The sequence below is a fragment of the Gemella massiliensis genome, assembly GCF_900120125.1.
Classification (GTDB): Bacteria; Bacillota; Bacilli; order Staphylococcales; family Gemellaceae; genus Gemella; species Gemella massiliensis.
In genome coordinates this window covers 356258-379982 of the sequence record NZ_LT635546.1, presented here as the reverse complement: position 1 = coordinate 379982, position 23725 = coordinate 356258, and the positions used below count along the sequence as shown (strand labels likewise).

Genomic DNA, 23725 nt, shown 5'->3' with positions numbered 1-23725 from the left:
GATTTAAAAGTCCATTTTTTCAATGTATACATAATCATATTAAGTGTAAAATCACATTAACCCACAACCAACTTAGCGGCATAACAATAACCATTGACGGTATCATATCAGCAACCGGAAACATTTTAACTTTAATTATTCTAAAACCTGTCGCAATCATCAAAAAACCACCACATGCTTTAAAATCAGCAACCATATCCGGTGTTGTTAACGGTACAATAAATCCAGCTGAAAAATATAAACATGAAAAAATGATTAATTGCGGTACCGCAACAAGTGATACGATATAACCAAGGTTACAAGCAAAAATTGCAGCTGTAAAGAAATCTAGGACAGATTTAGCAATCAGTAAACTGGCATCCCCCGTCATTCCTTCATCAAGACTACCATATATACCTGTACCACTAGCACAAAAAAGCACAATCGCCGTAATTAACACCGTTAATGATTCTATTTCCGATATTGTATTTTTACGTGTAGGTATAATTTTAACCATTGCCTTTTGTAATTGCGCACAACCTCGATATATCCATTCACCAAGATGAAATATAATTCCCAAAATTGTACCGAGAATTATTGCAAAAATTACTGCCGGCATATATTTCATAAGTCCTATTGCTGAAATTCCCATTCCAATTGAGCATAACCCAAAAATTAGATTAAGTTGTTCTTTAAAATGTTCAGAAAATTTATTTCCGAATAATACCCCAACTATACCGCCAAGAAAAATTGCCGCTGTGTTGATTAACACTCCTATCGGCATACTACCCCTCTTTTCTATATTAAATAATCTTATTTACAATTACTATTGTAACACGTATTAAAAAAGATAACAATATTTTTATAAGTCAGTTTTAAGTAATAAAAAAATTATATATGTTTACGTAATTTATTTTATGTAAATAATATCTATACATTAAAAATTATTTCTCTTTTATTTTCTACTTCAATATAGATTCAATAAACAACTCTGCCATTTCAGAAATTTCTTTATCTTTTCTATGTGCAACACCAATAAAATATTCTATATCCTCTTCCAAAGGTATCCACTTAACATCGGAAAATTTCCCAATTTCCTCAAATTCTGCCGGCAATAATACCATACTGTTAAACGTAAGAACACTTTTTACAAGCACTGTCCAATTATCATCAGTAAAAACTATATTAGGATCAAAACCATATTCACGACACTTAATATATATTTCATTACCTAATACATAACTTTTAGATAAAGAACTTAGTTTTTGATTTTTAAAATCCGCTATAGATAATGAACTTCTCTCAGAAAGATGGTGATTTTTTGGAAGTACAACCGCCGCCTTGTATGAACCTTTTTTCTTTTCTATTTTTTCCATAATAATGGAATTCTCATATTGAGGAAATGACAATAGTCCGATATCCAATTCATCATTCACAACCATATGCTGTAATTTTTTAGAACCGTGTTGTATTAAACGTAACTCAACCTTAGGTTGTGTAGCAATAAAATTTGAAATTTCGTCCATATACTGTATAGCAAAAAGTACAGTAAGCCCTACTTTTAATACCGTTTGATTACTATTATGAAAATCATTCATTTTCTCTACAACTTTATTATAGTTTTTTAATAGCTCTTTTCCGCTTTCATAAAGTACTCTCCCACTTTCAGTAAGTATTAGCTGTCTGTTGCTTTGTTTAAATAACACTGTTTCAAATTCTTTTTCTAATTTTTGTATAGCAAGCGATAATGTAGGCTGTGTCACATAAAGTTCTTTAGCTGCCAATGAATAATTTTTTTTATCTGCTACAGTAACAAAATAATTAAGCTGTCTTATGTCCATATATTCTCCCTCCTATTATTCTTTACATTGTTATTATAACAAATTATATTTTTATACGCCACTAGTTTTAGCATTAAACTATACTTACAATATTATTAATATAATTTAAAATTTTATATGTCATTTTTTGCATACTACTTTTAATATTTTACCTTTTATACTTTAATTTAATATATCTATTAAAATTACAACTATCATTATTAGCTATTTATAGACTTTTTGTCTATTATGTATTATTATAGTGTTATTACTTAGTTTATTAGGAGTTAGATAATGAAAACTGTTGAAGGATTTTTAAATAAAATAATTTTCCATAACAAAGAAAACAATTATTACATTCTTTCTATATTTTTAAATGATAATTACGATTTTATTAATGGGGATTATTTCAGTGTTGTTGGGACTTTCCCCGATGTTAAATTTGAAAATGAAGTGCTTTATATGTTTAAAGGAGAAATTATTGAACACCGAAAATATGGTAAACAACTTAGCGCTATAGTTGCCGAGCCCATTATTGAAAAAGATAAAGAAGCTATAATTTCTTATTTATCAAGCTCTATTTTTCAAGGTATCGGGAGAAAAACTGCTGAACATATTGTTGATACTCTCGGTATTGAAGCACTTGACAAAATTTATAATGATAAAGATTCTTTATATAACATTAAGGGTATCACTAAACAACGAAAAGATATTATCTATTCTACTATTATCACTAATAAACAAACACAAGATGTTATTTTAAAACTTAATGAATATAATCTTAGTAATAATTTAATTTTAAAAATCTATAATTTTTATAAACATAATACAATAAAAACTATAACCGAAACACCATATTCTCTTATTCGAGATATTAAAGGAATAAATTTTAAAACTGTTGATAAAATTGCCGAAATTAATGGGATAGCCGCTAATGATAAAGAGCGTATTTTATATGGTTTTATTTATACAATAAACACATTTTGTTTTTCTACCGGAAATACTTACATTAAGAAAAATAGTTTGCTTTATAACACTTTTAATACACTTTATGCATCACGTGAAGAAGTTTTAGCTAAGGAAGATATTGTAAACTCTCTAAACTATGCCCTTGATTTGGGAAAACTTATTGAACTTGATGATAAAATATTTTTACCTGAAATATATTATTCAGAGTATTCTATTTATAGTGATATTGAAAAACGTTTAGAACGAGAAAACACTATTAATTTAGATGATAAATTATTGGAAACATATATTGAAGAAGTGGAAGAAGAATTAGACATTAAATATGATATTGTACAAATTGCCGCAATAAAAAATTCTATCCTAAACAATGTTTCTATTTTAACGGGAGGCCCCGGTACCGGAAAAACAACTATTATTCTTGCAGTGATAAAAATTTTTCAAAAAATTAAAAACTATGATCTTAGCGATCTATTAAACGAACATAAAAATATTCTGACCCTTTGTGCACCTACCGGAAAGGCTGCTAAACGAATGGCAGAAAGCACCGGTTTCTACGCTTCAACGATACATAAAGCAATCGGTTGGACTAATGAAAATGAAAATATGGAAGAATTTATTAGCGATAAAAGTATTAAATCTGAACTTGTTATTATTGATGAAGCCAGTATGATTGACGTTTTTTTAATGTATAATCTTCTTAAAATAATCAACTTTGATGCAAAAATTATTTTAGTTGGAGATAATGATCAACTTCCTTCAATCGCTCCCGGTAATGTTCTTAACGATTTAATAAACTCTAATACAATATCAACAGTTAAATTGAATAGAATTTTCAGACAAAGTGAAAATTCTAGTATTATAAATATATCCCATTCTATAAAAAATAATATCCCATTTGATGTACTTGAAAATTTCGATGATAAAGAATTCCTAATGGCTAATAAAAACGAGATTCTTGATGTAATAGTTACAACTTATAGTAACTTATTAAAAACATCCGGAAAAGAAAAAATACAAATTCTTGCCCCTATTTACAAAGGAATGGTAGGTATAAATGAAATTAATAAAACTATCCAAAATATATTTAATATAAATGAAGTTTATATTGAATATGGAGAATTAATCTACAAGATTGATGATAGAGTTATGCAACTTGTTAATCGCCCGGAAGATAATATTTTTAACGGTGATATTGGATATATCTATGATATAGTAAAAGAAGACGGAAAATTCAAAATTATAATCAACTATGATGAAAATTTTGTTACCTATGAAAAACAAGAACTTAATCAAATAACATTAGCTTATGCTTCTTCTATTCATAAGGCACAAGGTTCTGAATTTGATAATGTAATAGTACCTTTTATAGATTCTTATAATTTTATGTTAAATAAAAATTTAACATATACTGCTGTAACCCGTGCCAAAAAGAAATTAATTCTTTGTGGAAATCCTAATGTATTTTATAAATCTATAGAACCGACGAATACCATTAGTCGACAAACAGCTTTAGAATGGTTCTTTAGATATAATTCGTCTGATAATGAATTTAATAATAAATTTAATGAGGATACTATACTAACTTTTAAAAATATTAATATAATAGACCCGATGATCGGTATGAATGATATAAAACCGGAAGACTTTCTATAGTCTTTCGGTTTTACTAACTTAATTTATGTATTAAAATTTTATAATATGATAAAATTATTTTTTACTTCTCTTTTATTTTCATTGCAAATATTGTTCCAACTAATGCTATTCCGGCCGAAGCATAAAAAACATATGTTGTACTAATATCCCATAATCCTCCCATAAGGTAAAGTCCTACAGCCATGCTTAGTTGAAAACCTATAGCCATATATAAATTCTGCATATCAATAATTTTTTTTGTGCTAAATCCTTTATTTAAAATCAAAATAAAAGCAATATGTGACATTGCAAATGTTATTGCATGAAAACATTGCATTGAAATAAAAACATAAATATTATGAAAAGTTCCCAACACTGCCCAACGTATTACACCACCAACTCCGGATAAAATAAAAAGATGTGTTGGTTTTACTTTACTAATTATATTTTTTGAAAAAATAAAAAATAATATTTCAGCTATCACAGAAATATTCAAGATTATTCCTGATAACCATTTCGCAGATATATTCATACTTTCTAAATAAATAGCATTATAATTATTATAAGCTGTATGAGCTAGTTGATATAAAAAAATTGATATAATTAAAAATAAGGCATTTTTATCTTTTATTACCCATGAATATAATTGTTCTCTTTTTTCTTCCTTTTCTACTTTAAGATTACTTACTAATTTTGGTTGTGGCAAAAACATAAAAATCAAATATATCAATACCAAAAATACTAAAATATAGTATAGCGCATTGTTACCAACATAACCAATAACACCACCAATTAATATTCCAACCAAGGTGAAACTGACAGAACCATATGTTCTAACCTTACCATAATCAATATTTTCCTCTTTTAAAAATAGTGACGCAAGACTTTCCACCAATGGTGATACTGTGAAATAAATCATTCCAAATAAAAATGTTATTATAGTTAAAATACTTTTTTCATTTGTAAAACCATAACTTATTGCAAGTACAAGTCCCACAGCAACCGATATTTTCAACGTTAAACCTAAACTATATTTTTTTACTAAATAGGGACTTACAAAAATACCACTAAGAAATCTGGCAAAATATAACATTGAAAATATTGAACTTGCCTCTAAAACTGTTATATTTTTTACACTCGTTAAATAAAGTATCCAAAACGGTAAAAATACACCATTTACTGCAAATTGTAAAAAATAATTTGTGGATAACCATGTTTTTGATGACATATTTCTCTCCTCTATGCACCTAAAAATATTTGAACAACAACAACTAAAATATTCATAAATATATGAGCAACCATTGGAGTAATAATACTTTTTGTTAAAGTATATAAATAACTAAATACTATTGACATAACGATATAAATTAACATAAGCGGAGAAAACCCGTCGTGCGGTAAAGCGAACACTACTCCTGTTATTACTGCAGGTATAGTAAATCTTATCCATGATTTACTTCCAAGAAAAATATCATAAAAATATCCAAAAACAGCTTTTCTAAAAAATAATTCTTCCATAATAGGTCCTAATACAGTTACATATAACACGAAAATTGGCATACGTTTTATAATTTCTACTACATGACTGGTATTTTTGCTTGTAGTCTGGAATTCAAAAAATTTCGCTAAATATTGCAAGATATAATTAACAGCTCCCTGTAAAAACATCATTGCCATAAACCCTATAAGTCCTATTGTAAAAAGTATTAAAAAATTATACCTTTTTCCATCATGTTCTATGTCGTTCGTTATTTTTCGGCTATACATTCCTAAAATTATAGTTGCAGCTATTGATAAAGCCAGAACAATATTTAATCTTGTGTAAACATTTATTGATGTCGGTAAAATACTCGGTATTACAAATACAGCCATAAAATAAATTAAACCGCTAATTAATAAATATTTAATATTACCTCTTTTAAACGAAATTCTCATATTACCTCCATAAATAAAAACTATAATATCAATTATAACAATGTTATACTTTTAATTCAAATACTTTACAAGTAAAAGAATAATAATAAATTTATTTTCTTTTAAATATTTTATCTACACAAAATATTTTATGTTATCAAAAAGCAGTAAGATAATAAAATTTTATTACCTTACTGTTTTATCATATTTTATTAATTTTCTTCTTTATATATTTTTACAAGTAAAAACAATACCCCTACACAAATAAATGTATCGGCAAGGTTAAAAATTGGAAAATTATATCCGAATAATTCAAAATCTAAAAAGTCAACAACTTCATGACGTATTATTCTATCAATAAAATTACCAATTGCACCACCTACAATCAGCGAAAAAGTAAGAATATCAAATTTAGTAATTTTTTCTCTTTGTTTATAAATATAATAAAAAAGAATAATTAAAAATATAAGTGTTGTTACTATAAAAAAGTACCTGCTGTCTTGAAGTATTCCCCAAGCTGCTCCACGATTTCTATGAGAAGTAATATTAAAAAAGTTAGTTATGATTTCTTTACTATCTCCTAAATTCATATCATTAAGAATAAAATATTTACTAAGCTGATCTAAAAAAATAAAAATTATTGAAAAAATAATAATATATACCATATCGAACTCTCCTTACAAATTATTCAATTAATAATCTTTCCAACTCGGGATCTGTGTCTTTTTCACCACGTGCAGGTAATTTATATCTACCTAAATGTATAAGCTGATGATGAATTTTCCCCCAATCTTTCATAGGAAATATCTCCATTAATTTCTTTTCTACTTCCAGCGGTGTAGCATTCATATCAACAAGCCCCATCAATTTTGTAACACGTTCTACGTGCGTATCAACAGCAATAGCCGGTATCCCAAATCCAACAGAAAGGACAACATTTGCTGTTTTTCTACCAACACCGGGTAACTTTATAAGCTCTTCACGTGTTTGTGGTATTTTGTAATCATAAACATCCCTTAACATATTTGCCATACCCACGATGTTTTTTGATTTTGCCTTATATAATCCTAGACTTTTAATTAATTTTTCTATATCATTAACTTTGGAATCAGCATAATCATCAATAGTTTTATATTTTTCAAATAAACCAACAGTAGCACGGTTAACGTACTCATCTTTACACTGTGCCGATAATAATACAGCAATAATTAATTCAAGATTATTAGAAAAATTAAGCTCACATTCAACATTTGGAAAAACTCTATCAAGATATTTACTTACTTTTTTAGCTTTTTCATTCAATTTTTTATTTGTTAAGCCAGTCATATCCCAAAATATTCTCGCTTTCTTCCGAATTTATCATATCATTGTTAATTTTATTATTTAAAATTCCATTTACATAATTAATATTTTTTGAAATGTTTAGGGCTTCATCTATTTCACTTTTTAAAAATTTTCTGTCAATCCAAGATGAAATAATATCAATTTCTCTCGAAGTCAACATTCTTGAAACCATACTCTCAACTAATTTTAGTAATTCTTTTAGAGTATAAAAATTATCTTCAGTATTAAAAATAATAAAACTAATTCTATTATTTTTTGCTAATTTAATAACTCTTTTTCTAAGTAAACTGTCCAACATAGAAAATATATCTTTTTCAGGCATATTTAGTGCTACTGAAAATGAATTTACAGAAAATATTTTCTCCCCTTGCTCTGTTAAGTAATTTATCTGAAGAAGAAAAATTGCTTCCTCTCCAGATAAATTATAATTTTTGTAATTCATTAAAAATTCAGCATCAACTAATAGTCCATTAGTGTTAACATTTAGCATAATTAAGGTGTAAGTCTATTTAATAGACGTGGGAATGGGATAGTTTCACGAACATGACCATTTCCTGTAATCCATGCCACAGTTCTTTCCAATCCAAGACCAAAACCTGAATGTTCAACAGAACCATATTTTCTAAGATCCAAATACCAACCGTAAGCATCCAAGTTTAAATCATGCTTTTTGATATTTTCCAGCAATTTATCATAATCATCAATACGTTGCGAACCACCAATGATTTCTCCATAGCCCTCAGGTGCAATAAGATCAGCACATAATACTGTCCCCGGGCCAGCAGGATCTTCTATCATATAGAAAGGTTTAATGTCTATTGGCCAATTAGTAATAAATACAGGTTTATTATAACTGTTTGCTATAAATGTTTCGTGTGGAGAACCGAAATCGTCACCGTATTCAATATCATCAAAACCATTATCTTTTAACAACTTAATAGCATCTTTATATTTAATACGAGGAAATTCACCACGAGCATTGTTTAAAGTTTCTAAATCACGCCCAAGAATTTTTAGTTGTTCAGGGCATTTTTCAATAACATCAGCAATTAAATGATTAACGTAAGCCTCTTGTAATGTTAAACTTTCATTATGATTACAAAATGCCATTTCTGCTTCAATCATCCAAAATTCAATTAAATGACGACGTGTTTTAGATTTTTCCGCTCTGAACGTCGGCCCAAATGAAAATACTTTACCGAATGCCATAGCAGTAGCTTCTAAATATAATTGACCGGACTGAGAAAGATAGGCTTCTTCGTCAAAATACTTTGTATTAAATAATTCGGTAGTTCCCTCAGGAGCAGATGAAGTTAAAATTGGAGGATCAGTTTTTAAAAATCCTTCTTTTTCAAAGAAATCATAAGTTGATTTGATAATTTGATTACGAACGATTAAAATAGCATGTTGTTTTTTAGAACGTATCCAAATATGACGATTATCTGCTAAAAACTCTACTCCATGTTCTTTTGGCGTAATTGGATAATCAATTGCTTCCGAAATAATTGTAAAATCTTCAATTTCCAACTCAATACCGGATAACTCTCTATTATTTTCTTTAATTAATCCTGTTACTTTCAATGAAGATTCTTGAGGCAAATGACGTAATTGTTGATAACGTTCTTCTCCTAAACTCTCTTTTAATGCAACAGCTTGAATAAATCCGGCACCATAGCGTAATTGTAAAAATGCTATCTTTCCACTACTTCTTTTGTTGGAAATCCAAGCACCAATCGTTACTTTTTGACCTAGTTTTTCCTTTAAATTATTGATGTTCAAACTAAACTCCTCCTTAAAAAATTACTTTTAAATATTTCAATCTTTAATTATAAAAACTAATAAAATTATAACATAAAATAATATTTTTTTAAATAATAACGGAATAATATCAAATCAAAATGCTTCTATATTTATATAATACTTAATATTCTAAATTTTTTAAAACAACTATAGAATCAAAGATATTTTTTAAATAACAATTATATTCTAAAATATCTTTAGTAGCATAGCAAACATACATTAAACGATTATTTTTATTTAGATCAATATATAAGTCTCTAAAATTATCTGTTGACGAAAAATTAATATATTTTATATAAGATTTTTTATCACGTTCACTAAAATATAAGTCACGGTATTTATTACTTTCAAAAATATATAAAATTCTGCCTTGTATTTTATTAAACAATATCTCATTTTTATCGGAAACGTAACTAATATTCAATCTGTTTTTTACATTTAAATAATAATATTTTTTTGTATGAATAGAATTAACTATATATTTTATATTTTTGTCATTAACAATCTTTAAGTACAAGCTGTTCTCTTGGGTAAAATTATCAAATTTAAAACTATTTTTTTCATTTATTATTGCCTTATCCAAATTTAAAATAAAACTTTTGGTTATAGGAATTTTCAACTTACTATTACTTACCTCATCTTTAAGTATCCCTATATCCTGCTTAATAAAATAAATACTATCGTTATATAAAAACAAACTTTCGGAAATATACATTTCATTTAAAAATTTAACCAAACTATCCAGATTATCACGAATATTTTTTAAATTTTTATTGCTGGGATTTTGCGATATAGCAATATTTAACTCTGTTATAACATTTTTATAAAAATAGAAATTTATATTTTTAGAATTTAATTCTCTTCCCAGTACATTGGCATTTTCAAATATTAACTTATAATTTTTAAAATATATATTTTTAATAATATTTGAAATATTAGAATAATTTGTAATAATATTTTTGCTCATCTGTGCTTTTTTATTTCTTATATCAAAATAATAAGACTTATGGCTATTTGATAAGTAATCCATAATTTCATCTAAAAATACTTTTTCAGAATTTAAAAGATTTAATTCCGAAAAATCGCCCGTACTTGTTTCCAATATCCAAACAATTAACTTTATTCTAAGATTGACTAAATTATTATCTTTTTTCTTGGGTAAGAGCGAAAATATATTAAGCGGAACATAAGAACTTTTATTTTTTAATATTTCATAGTTTCTTATTTTAAACATTTTAGCATATTCTTCTTCAGGAATTGCAGAAAAAAATATTTTTCCTGATACATTTTTATTTTTATTTGAATAATATATTTTTTTAAATTTTACTCCGGCATAAAAAATATACCCTATATTATTTTTCACAAATTTTCTTTTTGTTCTACTAAATTTCATAAACCAAATAATATCGGATTTAACAGCTGTTAATATTTTTAATATTTTATTATAATTTTCTTGTTCAAGAGAAGATATTTTTTTTGTTATTTTTTTTAATAAATTAGATGTGACTATAACATCCGTCTTTGCATTGTGATAATTATTTCCATTATAAAGATTTAATGAATTAGCTAAATCGGATAATCTATAACTACTTTCCATTGGGAAGAATAATTGTGACAATTTAACAGTATCAAACATTTTAGGTGGTTTATAATATATTCCGTTTTTAATAAAATGCTTATATAAAATTCCATAATCGGAATCTAAACCATGACAAATTAAAATAGAATCTTTTATAAAATTATATATTTTATTTGAAATATCAGAGAATTTCGGTTTATTACTAAGTTGTTTATCAGTAATTCCTGTAAATTCTACAACAAAATTGGATAACCCTGTTTCAGGTTTTATATAATAGTTCATACTATCAACTTCAAAAAAATTACTATCCAGTTTTACTGCAGCTAATTGAATTATTTCTTTTTCTTCCGTTAATTCTATATCCACAATACAAAAATTATTATTTTTCAAATTACTCACCTCTCTTTCATTACAAAATTAAATTTTATCTATCTATATTTTATCCTTTAATTTTAATAAAAAATCTATTATCTCTTTATTACTATTTTGTAGATTATTTAATAAAATATTTACTTCAATTAACCTATTAACTTCTTTTATCCATGATCCGGGTTTTTTATTTATTATTTTTATTATTTCCTTTGATGTTATTTCTATTTCAGAAAAGTTTAAAATAGGTAGAGAAATATCATTTAATTTCTCAATTGACATAATCTTAAATATGTCCACTATGAATTTAACATCTTCTTTTCCAAAATCATAAATTATTACTTCAATAGGAGTTTTTTTGTCAAATTCCAATTTTATTTTTTTATATTTTTTAATTTTATTTATTTCATTATTGGAAAGTTTTAATTTTTTTAACTCCAATAACTCTATATTATTAAAATACATTAACCAATATAATGCTTGAGAAAAAGTAAAATTAGCAAAATCAGTATACTCTTTTACAAATTTAATAAAAGGAATATAACAGCCTATTTTGCTATTAATAAGTTGTTCTAAAGCATTTTTATTACCTTTTTCATGTAATAATTTTTTAAATTCAACTACTACTCTTTCTATAGAAACAAATTTAATTAATTCTCTATTTTTCACAATAGCATTATAAGTTTCATCCTCTATTTTAAATTCTAATTTGGAAGAAAACCGGAATGCCCGCAACATTCTAAGTGCATCTTCATTAAAGCGTTCATTTGGGGAATTTACAGTTTTAATGATTTTATAATTCAAATCGCTAAGCCCATTATGAAAATCATAAAGTCGTCCTCTTGAATCCAGTGCCATTGCATTAATCGTAAAATCACGGCGTTCTAAATCCTTTTCTAAACTGCCAACAAATTCTACTTTATCCGGAGAACGATGATTAGTATAGTCTAATTCCGTTCTAAAAGTTGTAACTTCATAATAATTACCTTTATGGAAAATTGTTACAGTCCCATGCTTGATTCCTGTATCAATAGTTCTATTGAAAATAGTTTTTATTTCTTCCGGCAATGCATTAGTTGTTATATCTATATCCGAAAATTCTTTTTTTAATATATAATCTCTAACACAACCACCTACAAAATATGCTTTAAAGTTGTTGTTTTCAAATGTTTTAAGAATTTCAATAGCTGTATTAAATTTTTCTTTAAATAATTCATTATTATATTCTAACACAATTCACCTGCTTTTCACATTTATAAAATTAAAAGGCCGGAGTGGAAGCCCCAGCCTACTAAAATCCTTGCTATTTATTTAGATAAGTTATAAGTGTCTCTAGCAATCATTACTTCTTCATCTGTTGGAATAACAAATGCTTTTACTTTAGAATTCGGTGTAGAAATCTCTGCGACTTTACCACGTACGCCGTTTTTCTCTTTATCAACCTCAACCCCTAAGAATGATACGCCCTCAAGAACTTCTTCACGTACCCAAGCTGCGTTTTCTCCAACACCTGCGGTAAAGACGATAGCATCGACACCATTCATCGCTGCTGCATATGCCCCAATATATTCTTTAATTCTTGTAATATATACATCAATAGCTTCTGCTGCGTGCGGATCAGTATCTCTTGCAACCTCTACGTCACGTAAATCAGATGAGATAGCTGAAACACCTTTAAGTCCTGATTCAAAATTGAAAATATGAACGATTTCCTCTAATGAAAGACCGGTTTTTTGTGCAATATAAGGTATTGTCGCCGGATCTATATCTCCTGTTCTAGTTCCCATAACCAAGCCTGAAAGCGGTGTGAATCCCATAGAAGTATCAAATGATTTACCATTTTTAATAGCACAGATTGATGCCCCGTTTCCTATATGACAAGAAATAGTTTTTAATTCTTTAGGATCTTTACCTAAAATTTCAGCAACTTTTTGTCCAATATATCTATGGCTTGTTCCATGAGCCCCATATTTACGAACGCCATATTTTTCATAAAACTCTCTAGGTACTGCATACATGTAAGTAGATTTTGGCATACTTTGGTGGAACGCTGTATCAAATGTTAATACATTTGGAACTCCCGGTAATTCTTTTTGGAATGAGCGTACACCTTTAATATTTGCCGGATTGTGTAAAGGTGCTAAATCTTCAATTGAATCAACTTTAGCCAGTTCTTCATCAGTTACTAGTACAGATGAATCATAGAATTCTCCACCATGTACAACACGGTGTCCTACACCTTCAATCTCTTTTACATCTTTTACTATCCCTTTCGATATTAATTTTTCCAGCAACATTTCTATAGCTGTATCATGATTAGGAATATCCAATATTTGTTTATCTTTCTCTCCGTTAAACTCAATAGTAAAGATACTATTTTCAATTCCTATTCTTTCTACTAATCCTTTGGTAATAACTTTTTCTTCAGGCATTTCAAATAATTGAAATTTAAGAGATGAACTCCCCGAATTTATAGCTAATATCTTTGTCATAAGTGCCTATCTCCTCTTAATTGTTGTTTTACATTATATTAAATATTATCTCACTAATCGCTTACAATTACAAGTGCTATTTAAAAAATTTTACAAAATAACGATACGGATAAGTAAGAAGATAATTATATTTTATGATAGGCTTCCCACCTTTATTTATTTTACCGTTAAATTTTTACGCTATTCTATATATTTGAATACACGACTTATAATCGTCCACTCATCTTTCAAGCGTGAGCTTATTTCCAGTTCCCCATGTGCATTTATTCTATATCGATGATCCAACACTTTAGGTGAGTTAAATTTAGATGATTTAGGATTTTTACTTAAAACAGCATACACTAAATTATCTTCTCCAAGCGAAACATCAACAATAAAATCATCATTTGTTAATTCTGTATTATTTTCTATATAACATGCTTTTACCCATTTGGCTACTTGTTCTTTTGACAATTTTTTCGTATCAATTAAAGGATCTTCTTTTATTTTTCCGCTTAATGATGGATTATCTCCTACGATTACTGTTTTTTCTTTAGTTTTTTCATTCAATCCTCTTACAGTAAACGTTCTTTTATACTCCCCTTTAAGTACCAAATGTTTTGCCTGTGCAGAAGTTTTACTTAATGATATTATTACTTCTACTTTATCTCCATTTTTTAAATTATCATTTTTATTATAAGTTATCGTTGGTTCTTGTAAGAATTTTTTCACATCTTCGCTATCTGTATTTACTGTTGGTATATTTTTTATATCCACTTCCGGTTTCCCGTCTCCATCAGTCCCAAAAGGAACAAATTCAATATCATATTGTGACATATTAACAGTAATGGTTTTATTTTTTACAAAATAATTATAACCGAAAACACCACCAACTCCTAAAACTAAAATTATCACTACACTAATAAAAGTGATTAATCCTTTCTTCTTTTTAGGCTTTTCTTTGTAATATTCTTCATTAAAGTTATTATAGTTATTTTGATGTATATCTGTATAATTTTCTTGGAATTGTTCATTATTAAATTTATTATGCTGATAGTCAGTATTATAATTCCCAAATTGATCATATTGATAATTTTCATCATTAAAATTTTGATTTTGATAATTATCCTGATTGTATTCAGAATAATTATTTACATTATTATATTGTTCTTTATTATTTTTATTCATAACTATATTTCTCCTAAAATCATTGTTTAATATTATAATATCACAATATCTTAAAAAACAAAATGATTATTACAATCAAATATTTTGACTATTGCAGTGTTACAATAGATGTGAAACTAATAATTTTAGATTACGCATTTTAGTTGTTTTCAGATTATTTGTTTCTGAGTATAAAAATAATATTTCTTTTAAGAGTGATTTGAAAAATGCCAAGCAACACAATGTTACTTAGCATTTTATCTTTATTTTTTTCTCATGCCCGTATTTGACACAGAGCCTCATTTTGCAGAGGCTAATTTTCTCTATCTCCACTATTTAACATAGAGCTTAATTAACTTATTTGTCTTACATCTTAATTCTTTGAAATTTATTATATAACCATATTATTAACCGATTGAGCCTTCCATTTCAAATGAAATTAATCTATTTAATTCAACTGCATATTCCATAGGTAATTCTTTTGTAAATGGTTCGATAAATCCCATAACAATCATCTCTGTTGCTTGTGCTTCATCTAGCCCTCGACTCATTAAATAAAATAGTTGTTCCTCTGAAACTTTTGATACTTTGGCTTCATGTTCTAATGATACATTAGAATTTTGAATAATATTATACGGAATAGTATCAGATGTTGAATACTCATCTAAAATCAACGTATCACATTCAATATTAGAACGTGAGCCTTCAGAATCTTTACCAAAGTGTATCCAACCACGATAGTTTACTTTACCGCCACGACGTGACATTGATTTAGATACTACCGTAGAAGATGTCCTTGGTGCTAAATGTATCATCTTAGAACCCGCATCAAGCACCTGTCCCTCACTCGCCATAGCAATCGACAATGTACTACCGCTGGCACCTTCTCCAACTAGAACACATGCCGGATATTTCATAGTTAGCTTAGAGCCGAGATTTCCATCAACCCATTCCATTGTTCCGTTTTGTTCAACGATAGCACGTTTTGTTACCAAATTATATACATTTGTTGACCAGTTTTGAATAGTTGTATATCTAAAACGTGCATTAGGTTTAATAAATATCTCTACAACCGCTGCATGCAATGAACTTGCAGAATAAGTTGGTGCTGTACAACCTTCTACATAATGTACAGAAGAATTTTCCTCAATAATGATTAATGTACGTTCGAACTGTCCCATCTTTTCACTATTAATTCTAAAATATGCCTGTAATGGTGCATCTATAGAAACATTTTTAGGACAATAAATAAATGAACCGCCTGACCAAACTGCTGAATTTAAAGCTGCAAATTTATTATCGTTATAATCCACGGCTTTTGAAAAATATTGTTTGAATATTTCTTCGTGATTTTTTAGTGCCGTATCGGTATCTTCAAAAATAATTCCCAACTCTTCAAATTTTTTGTGCATATTATGATAAACAACTTCTGATTCATATTGTGCCGATACACCGGCAAGATATTTTTGCTCCGCTTCCGGAATACCAAGTTTTTCGAATGTATTTTTGATTTCTGTCGGTACTTCATCCCAAGAACGTTCTGTTTTTTCAGATGGTTTTACATAATAGGTTAAATCTTCAAAATCAATTTCGGATAAATCTCCACCCCATGTAGGCATTGGCATTCTATAAAATTCTTTCAAAGCATGCAACCTAAAGTCCAACATCCAGTCCGGTTCTTTTTTTCTTTTTGAAATAGTTTCAACTATTTCTTTCGTTAAACCTTTTTCAGTTTTAAATATTGAAACATCAACATCAGAAAATCCATACTGATAATCGGTAAACATTTCTTCGTTTTTACTCAATGCACTCACTCCTTTTTCTACACTTTAACTATCTCTATTTTCTTCTAATATTTTTTCTGTAATCTTCCATGCCAATGTAGCACATTTAACACGTGCCGGTAATTTTGAAATATTTTCTAAAGAAATACTGTCTTCAAGATTATCGGCATTATACTCCATACCCATAATCATATTTAAAAAATCTTTTATTTTTTCATTAGCCTTTTCTACACTAAGACCTTTTAATTCTTCTGTTAACATGGAAGCAGAAGCAAGAGAAATAGAACAACCTGTCCCAATAAATTTAATATCAGTTATAATATTATTTTCAATACACATACTGACGGTAATCTTGTCACCACACGAAGGATTGAGCATTTCCAATTTGTAACTATCCTCTATCACTCCATAATTACGTGGGTGCTTACTGTGATCCAAGATCACTTGTTTATATAAATCTTTTAAATCACTAAAACTCATTATCAAAAAATTCCTTCGTTTCTTTTAATGTTTTAATAAAGAAATCAACTTCCTCTTTTGTATTATAAAAATACAAACTAACTCTGGCAACAGAGTAAACACCTAATTTTTGTAATAACAACTGGGTACATTGATGTCCTGCACGAATACATATACCTTTTTCGTCCAAGAAACTCGTTAAATCATGTGGATGGACACCCCTTAAATTGAATGAAATCAATGATACTTTCTCATTAATATTATCAGTACCATATATATCTATATCTTCAATTTTAGAAAGTTCATCATAAAGGTACTTAGTCAATTCCTTAGTATATTTTTCTATATTTTCTAAATTAAGATTAGTTAAATATTTTATCGTAGCACCAAGACCGGCAGCTTGTGCTAATAACGGCGTTCCCGCTTCAAACTTATCCGGTAAAACTGCCCATGTCGCAGAACGTTCTTCAACAATACCAATCATACCGCCACCAAATTCAACAGGATCAAATTTTTCTAATAATGCTTTTTTCCCATAAAGCACCCCTATTCCGGTAGGACCGCACATTTTATGAGCACTAAACGTCAAAAAATCACAGTTCATTTTCTGAACATCAAGTGTTAAGTGTGGTGCCGATTGTGCCGCATCTACTATAAAATAAATATCTTTATCTTTTAACAATTCCCCTATTTTATAAACAGGATTAATATTACCTAATACATTAGAAGCGTGACAAAGGGAAACAACCTTAGTTTTAGCAGTAATGTAATCTTGCAGTTGATTTATGCTTATTCTACCTTTTTCATCTAGTTCAAGATACTTTAATACAAGATTTTTTCGTTTAGCAAGTTGTTGCCACGGTACAATATTAGCATGATGTTCCATATAGCTAAGAATTATCTCATCACCACTGTTTAACTCTTGTTCTACCATTCTTGCAACAAAGTTTAAGCCCTCAGTAGTCCCACTTGTATAGATTATTTCCTCATAACTTTCAGCATTAATAAAATTTTTTACGAGTTCTTTTGACTCCATATAAATTTTCTCTGATTCATCACCTAAAGTATAAACCGAACGATGAATATTTGAGTTATAATTTTTATAATAATTTGTTATAGCATCTATTACCTGAATAGGTTTTTGAGTAGTTGCACCATTATCAAAAAATACTAACTTATTATCTCCAATTTTTCGCTTTAAAATAGGGAAATCTTCCCTAACACTGCTGAATTTTTCCATATTATACTATTCACTCTCATTATTATTTATTTTTTCATCGATAAGTACAGTTGCCATTTCTTTGATAAAATTAACTGTTAGTTCTGATATAACCGGTGACAAAAAACCATGAACTAATAATCTACTTGATTCTTTTTTTGATAATCCTCTACTTTGCAAATAGTAAAGTTGTTCCTCATCAATTCTTCCAAGAGAAGCACCATGCCCTGCCATAACATCATTTTCATCAATTAACAACATTGGATTAGCATTACCTTTTGCTTCACTTGATAATGTTAACATTCGTGAACTTTGATAAGCATTTGAACCGGTAGCACCTTTTACAATAAATCCCACTCCATTAAAAACAATATGCGATCTATCTAACATAACCCCATGTTGAAGTATATCTCCTTTAGAGTTTAACCCTTGATTTACCACTTCACTATTAAAATATGTTTTTTGTTCTTTTACCCCAAGAGTTACTATTTTTAAGTTAGCCTCCGAACCGTCTCCAAGAATATTAGTAGTATTGTCATGATAAACGTCAGCCTCATCCATAGCTGCTACATTCCAGTTAATAAGTGAATTATCGTTTGTTAATCCACGACGCAAAATAGTCCCTCGTTTTCCTTTCGGTAAATTGGTTATAGAACTATAGTTTACTTTGGCATTCTCTTCTGCTACAACTTCTACTACAATACTAAACGGTGTATCATCATTTTTCAAATTGTTTATATAGTTTTCTACAAAATTAATTGACGAATTTTTACCCGCTTTTATAGTTACATGATTAAATAAACTTTGTTTTTTATCAGTTATTACAATATACTGAATAGGTTCATTAATAACAACATTATCCTTAGTTTCTACAAATAAACCGGCATTTAATAAACTATAGTGAACCGCTGTAACCTTACTTTCTGCATAATCAACAACAGATAAAAAACTATCTTTAATGTGGTCATTATTCATAGCTTCAAAAATATTTTTAATAACCAATTTTTCTTTATACTGTTCAGGAACATTAATATATAGTATTGTATTGTTTTTTTGAATTATAACAATATCGGAATCTTTAATATTATACTTATCTTTTATTTCATTAATATCAATTTTTTCATCAGGAAGCCTTAAATTCGAAAAATCAATATTAAATAATTGCCAACTTTCTAAATTCATAGACTCTAATTTAGGAAAAGGCAAAGTATAACTTTTATACATAGCCAGTTTTCTAATATTTAAAAACCATGTCGGTTCATTTGTATCAGAAAAAACGCTTTTTAAAGTTTTAATACTTAATTTTAACTTATTGTTTTCCATATTAAACCTCTTCTTTTAACCAATCATATCCTTCTTTTTCTAAACGTAATGCCAGTTCAGACCCACCGGTTTTTACAATTTTCCCATTCATTAGTACATGGACAAAATCAGGAACAATGTAATCTAATAAACGTTGATAATGAGTGATAATTAAACATCCAAAATTTTCACCACGCATTTTATTAACGCCTTTAGAAACAACTTTTAATGCGTCAATATCCAGACCTGAATCAATCTCATCTAAAATAGCAAATTTGGGTTCTATCATCATTAACTGTAATATCTCATTACGTTTTTTTTCACCACCTGAAAAACCGTCATTTACATAACGCTGAGACATTTTTAAATCCATATCCAAAAATTTCATTGTTTTATCTAATTTTTTTATATACTTCATCAACGGAATATTATCTTCGCGCTGAGCATTAATCGCAGATTTTATAAACTCGGATGTTGGAACACCCGGTATTTCTGATGGATATTGCATAGCTAAAAATAAACCTGCACGCGCACGTTCATCTACCACCATATCCAATACTTCCTCACCGTCAAGTAAAATACTTCCTCCGTCTACCTCATATTTAGGATGCCCCATTATGGCAGACGCAAGTGTAGATTTTCCGGCACCATTAGGACCCATTACAGCATGAATTTCTCCTGATTTAATTTTTAAATCTAACCCTTTTAAAATTTGTTTTTTATTAATCGATACTTCTAAATCTTTAATATCTAGAACTGACATCTAAAATTTCCTCCATATACTTTTTTGTTATAAAATAATTAAATCAATACCCCATTAATTATAATATTTTTTACTTTAATTATCAAATTTTTAATTTTAAGGAAACTTTTTTAAACGCTTATCAACAGTTTTTCTTAAAAAATCGACTTGCTCATTAAAGGGATTCTATAATGAGATGTAAAGGATATTTTTATACCTTAATATTTATTATACAACCATTATAGATAAATCTCTAATAAGAAAATCGATTTTATATTATTTATACTAAAATTTTTGATATTTCTTCCACTACTTTTTCCTTACCTAATTTTGTAACTGAAGAAAACCCAATCACTGAAATATTATTTGTTAAATCTAATTCTTTTTTTATTTTTGCCATATTTTTTGCAAGTTCATTTTTTGATATTTTATCAACTTTAGTTAGCACTAAAACAAATGGAATTTTATAATAATTCAAAAATTCATTCATTTCTATATCATCTTGTGATGGCTTATGTCTACTATCTACTAAATGTAGTACAAAACCTAAATTTTCACTATTAACAAGATACTCTACTATCATATCGTATAACTTTTCTTGTTCACCTTTGGAAAGTTTAGTATATCCATACCCCGGAACATCAACTAATACTACTTTATTATCTATATCAAAAAAGTTAAGCGTTCTTGTTTTCCCCGGTTTTGATGATACTCTGGCATAGTTTTTTCTTTCTAATATTGTATTAATAAATGTCGATTTACCCACATTTGACCTACCACACATAGCAACTTCCGGTTTATTGTGTTTCGGATATTGTTTTTTAGATACGGCACTTATCATTAAATCAACATTATGAATATTTAACTTTTTCATATTATTCTCCAAACACCACACCAAATACTTGATGAATATTATCTACGGTATAAATAGTCAATCTGTTCAAAACTTCTCTTGGAATATCAATTAAGTCTTTTTTATTTTTAGTTGGAATAATAATAGTATTAATATTCATTTTTTCTGAACTTAAAACTTTTTCTTTTACCCCGCCAATTGGAAGAATTTTTCCATGAAGGGTCATTTCTCCTGTCATAGCAATATTGTTATCAACCGTTTTTTTTGTAAGTGCTGAATATACAGAAGTCGTTATTGTTATTCCCGCTGAAGGACCATCTTTAGGTACTGCACCTTCCGGAACATGAAGATGAATATCTATTTCAGAGAAGTTAATGTCAGAAAGTCCTAACTCCTCCGCATTAGATCTTAAATATGAAATAGCCATTTGTGCCGATTCTTTCATTACATCACCCAGCTTACCGGTAAGAACAATTTTCCCGCTTCCTTTAGAAATACTTGTTTCTATTTCTAAAGTATCCCCTCCTACACTAGTATAGGCTAAACCATTAACTAATCCGATTTGTGGTTCACTATTCTTATCTTTCATATTATATTTTTCAGGGCCAACAAAACTTTCTAAGTTATTGACGCCAACTTTTATTTTTTCTTCACCTTTTAATACACGTAATGCGACTTTTCTACATACCGAAGCAATTACTCTGTCTAAACTTCTAACTCCGGCTTCATAAGTATAACTGTTAATTATCTTATTCACCGCTGCTTTTGAAAATGTAACATTGTTAATTTCTAAACCATTCTCTTTTATTTGTTTTGGTATTAAATATTTAATTGCAATATTCTCTTTTTCTTTTACCGTATAAGATTCTAATTCTATAATCTCCATTCTATCACGGAGCGGTGCCGGAATCATCCCTAAATTATTAGCGGTTGCAATAAATAATACTTGTGATAAATCAAAAGGAATATCCAAATAGTGATCCACAAATTCATTATTTTGTTCAGGATCAATTACTTCCAACATTGCTGCTGCCGGATCTCCCTTTATATCTGAAGCCATTTTATCTATTTCATCCAATAAAATAACCGGATTTTTAGTTTTTACTTTTTTTAAAGATTGAATTAATTTTCCCGGTAAGGCTCCTAAATAGGTTCTTCTATGCCCTCTTATCTCTGCTTCATCTCTTATACCCCCTAAAGATATACGAATAAAACTTCTGTTCATAGAAGTCGCTATTGATTTTGCCAAAGAACTTTTCCCTACTCCCGGAGGACCGGCTAAGCAGAGAATTGGTGATTTCATATCCTCACGTAATTTTTTAACTGCTAAAAATTCCAAAATACGCTCTTTTATCTTTTCCAAACCGTAGTGATCTTCATTTAAGATTTTTTCTGCATTTTTTATATCAATCTCATCTTTAGTAACATTATTCCAAGGAAGTGCAACTACAGTTTCTAAATATGTTCTAATAATAGAATGTTCCGGACTCATTACCGGAGTTTTTTCTAATCTGTCCAACTCTTTCATAAGAACATCTTCATCTTCTTTAGCTAATTTTATATCTAAAATTTGCTTTTTCAATTTTTCTAAATCGTCATCTTCCGGAACAATTTGTTTAAGTTCATCTTGAACTACTTTCATCTGCTCACGTAAAAAATATTCTTTTTGTTGATTATCAATATTTTCTCTAACTTTTTTATCAATTTTACGTTTTAAATCCACACCGGAATCAAGCATATCAAATCCTTTTATAATAGCAGCAACTTTCTTATCTAAACTTAATGAATATAACACACGTTTTTTAAAAAATTTATCAATTGGAAAATACTTAATATTCTTATTAATAAATTTCTCCAAATCATCCGTTTCATAAAGATCTATCTCAAAATTTTCATTAGCTAAGTATGAACTAAGTTCGGTTTTTAATTTTATCAACGCCACATTTTCATTAATATCACCATGTTCAGTTTCTTTTGTGGTTATATCTAAGTATTCTACCATATTATCCTTATATACACCACTTTTCACTTCTGCAACACCGTAACATGAATATTGGTAAATTTTATTTTTCTTATCAACAGTTAATTGACCGTATGTACCAAAGAAAATATTAAAACCTTGTGCATCATACATATCCTCTTCTGAAAATTCCTCATCATAAGTATCGATAAATTTTCGATTATTAGCAATAAAAACGGAAAATTTATCTTTTTTCAATCCTTTTATAGTTTTTAAAAATCTTTTATCCTCTATATCTATTGTGTAAGTATTAGACGGGAAAAATAAATCTTTATGCTCTAATAAATAATATTTACCCAAAA

Annotated in this window: 20 protein-coding genes; 1 reads left to right on the top strand and 19 read right to left on the bottom strand. The window is 28.1% G+C overall.

Annotated features, from left to right (window positions below; translation table 11 throughout):
• Positions 1-34 precede the first annotated feature (34 nt).
• Together BQ7358_RS06810 and BQ7358_RS06805 are read right to left on the bottom strand one after the other, a co-directional pair.
• On the bottom strand, positions 35-763 hold the full coding sequence (locus tag BQ7358_RS06810; RefSeq protein WP_062173535.1) for a DUF554 domain-containing protein: 729 nt from the start codon (positions 761-763) through the stop codon (positions 35-37).
• 178 nt (positions 764-941) lie between these two features.
• Positions 942-1820, bottom strand: coding sequence for a LysR family transcriptional regulator (locus BQ7358_RS06805; RefSeq protein WP_062173537.1), 879 nt, complete (start codon positions 1818-1820; stop codon positions 942-944).
• Positions 1821-2093: 273 nt separating this feature from the next.
• On the opposite strand from BQ7358_RS06805, the gene recD2 reads away from it, so the two are divergent.
• Entirely contained in the window at positions 2094-4421 is a 2328-nt protein-coding gene (gene recD2 / locus BQ7358_RS06800; protein WP_062173539.1) for an SF1B family DNA helicase RecD2, read from the top strand.
• A 61-nt stretch (positions 4422-4482) separates the two neighbouring features.
• Here recD2 and BQ7358_RS06795 read toward each other — a convergent pair whose 3' ends face one another.
• The 17 genes from BQ7358_RS06795 to lon all read right to left on the bottom strand — a co-directional run bounded on the left by BQ7358_RS06795 (position 4483) and on the right by lon (position 23723).
• Positions 4483-5628 (bottom strand): MFS transporter, encoded by a 1146-nt coding sequence (locus tag BQ7358_RS06795; protein WP_062173540.1) that lies wholly within the window; start codon positions 5626-5628, stop codon positions 4483-4485.
• A gap of 11 nt (positions 5629-5639) precedes the next feature.
• Positions 5640-6335, bottom strand: coding sequence for a CPBP family intramembrane glutamic endopeptidase (locus tag BQ7358_RS06790; protein WP_062173542.1), 696 nt, complete (start codon positions 6333-6335; stop codon positions 5640-5642).
• Positions 6336-6526: 191 nt separating this feature from the next.
• Positions 6527-6979: a signal peptidase II gene (gene lspA / locus BQ7358_RS06785; protein ID WP_062173544.1), complete on the bottom strand. Its 453-nt coding sequence runs from the start codon at positions 6977-6979 to the stop codon at positions 6527-6529.
• Positions 6980-6998: 19 nt separating this feature from the next.
• Entirely contained in the window at positions 6999-7640 is a 642-nt protein-coding gene (nth, locus tag BQ7358_RS06780) for an endonuclease III (protein ID WP_072520395.1), read from the bottom strand.
• The gene (locus tag BQ7358_RS06775; protein ID WP_072520394.1) at positions 7621-8148 is read right to left on the bottom strand and encodes a DnaD domain protein; all 528 of its coding nucleotides are present in this window, start codon (positions 8146-8148) and stop codon (positions 7621-7623) included. Before BQ7358_RS06775 ends, nth begins: the two co-directional genes overlap by 20 nt.
• Before the next feature lie 2 nt (positions 8149-8150).
• The gene (asnS, locus tag BQ7358_RS06770; protein ID WP_072520393.1) at positions 8151-9437 is read right to left on the bottom strand and encodes an asparagine--tRNA ligase; all 1287 of its coding nucleotides are present in this window, start codon (positions 9435-9437) and stop codon (positions 8151-8153) included.
• A 142-nt stretch (positions 9438-9579) separates the two neighbouring features.
• A complete protein-coding gene (locus BQ7358_RS06765) occupies positions 9580-11436 on the bottom strand; it encodes an exonuclease domain-containing protein (RefSeq protein WP_371523934.1) in 1857 nt (618 codons plus the stop codon).
• Positions 11437-11469: 33 nt separating this feature from the next.
• Positions 11470-12639 (bottom strand): CCA tRNA nucleotidyltransferase, encoded by a 1170-nt coding sequence (locus BQ7358_RS06760; RefSeq protein WP_062173555.1) that lies wholly within the window; start codon positions 12637-12639, stop codon positions 11470-11472.
• 74 nt (positions 12640-12713) lie between these two features.
• Positions 12714-13898 (bottom strand): acetate/propionate family kinase, encoded by a 1185-nt coding sequence (locus tag BQ7358_RS06755; protein ID WP_062173557.1) that lies wholly within the window; start codon positions 13896-13898, stop codon positions 12714-12716.
• A 180-nt stretch (positions 13899-14078) separates the two neighbouring features.
• The gene (locus BQ7358_RS06750; RefSeq protein ID WP_062173559.1) at positions 14079-15065 is read right to left on the bottom strand and encodes a hypothetical protein; all 987 of its coding nucleotides are present in this window, start codon (positions 15063-15065) and stop codon (positions 14079-14081) included.
• Positions 15066-15451: 386 nt separating this feature from the next.
• Positions 15452-16831 (bottom strand): Fe-S cluster assembly protein SufB, encoded by a 1380-nt coding sequence (gene sufB, locus BQ7358_RS06745; RefSeq protein ID WP_062174739.1) that lies wholly within the window; start codon positions 16829-16831, stop codon positions 15452-15454.
• Positions 16832-16873: 42 nt separating this feature from the next.
• On the bottom strand, positions 16874-17308 hold the full coding sequence (sufU, locus tag BQ7358_RS06740; RefSeq protein WP_062173562.1) for a Fe-S cluster assembly sulfur transfer protein SufU: 435 nt from the start codon (positions 17306-17308) through the stop codon (positions 16874-16876).
• Complete coding sequence (locus BQ7358_RS06735) at positions 17298-18527, bottom strand: aminotransferase class V-fold PLP-dependent enzyme (protein ID WP_062173564.1); 1230 nt, start codon at positions 18525-18527, stop codon at positions 17298-17300. The genes sufU and BQ7358_RS06735 overlap by 11 nt, the downstream gene beginning before the upstream one ends.
• A 6-nt stretch (positions 18528-18533) precedes the next feature.
• Positions 18534-19829 (bottom strand): Fe-S cluster assembly protein SufD, encoded by a 1296-nt coding sequence (gene sufD / locus BQ7358_RS06730; protein ID WP_062173566.1) that lies wholly within the window; start codon positions 19827-19829, stop codon positions 18534-18536.
• Between the two features lies 1 nt (position 19830).
• The gene (gene sufC / locus BQ7358_RS06725) at positions 19831-20571 is read right to left on the bottom strand and encodes a Fe-S cluster assembly ATPase SufC (protein WP_072520392.1); all 741 of its coding nucleotides are present in this window, start codon (positions 20569-20571) and stop codon (positions 19831-19833) included.
• Positions 20572-20830: 259 nt separating this feature from the next.
• The gene (yihA, locus tag BQ7358_RS06720; protein ID WP_062173570.1) at positions 20831-21424 is read right to left on the bottom strand and encodes a ribosome biogenesis GTP-binding protein YihA/YsxC; all 594 of its coding nucleotides are present in this window, start codon (positions 21422-21424) and stop codon (positions 20831-20833) included.
• Between the two features lies 1 nt (position 21425).
• Positions 21426-23723, bottom strand: coding sequence for an endopeptidase La (lon, locus tag BQ7358_RS06715; RefSeq protein ID WP_062173573.1), 2298 nt, complete (start codon positions 23721-23723; stop codon positions 21426-21428).
• Positions 23724-23725: the final 2 nt, after the last annotated feature.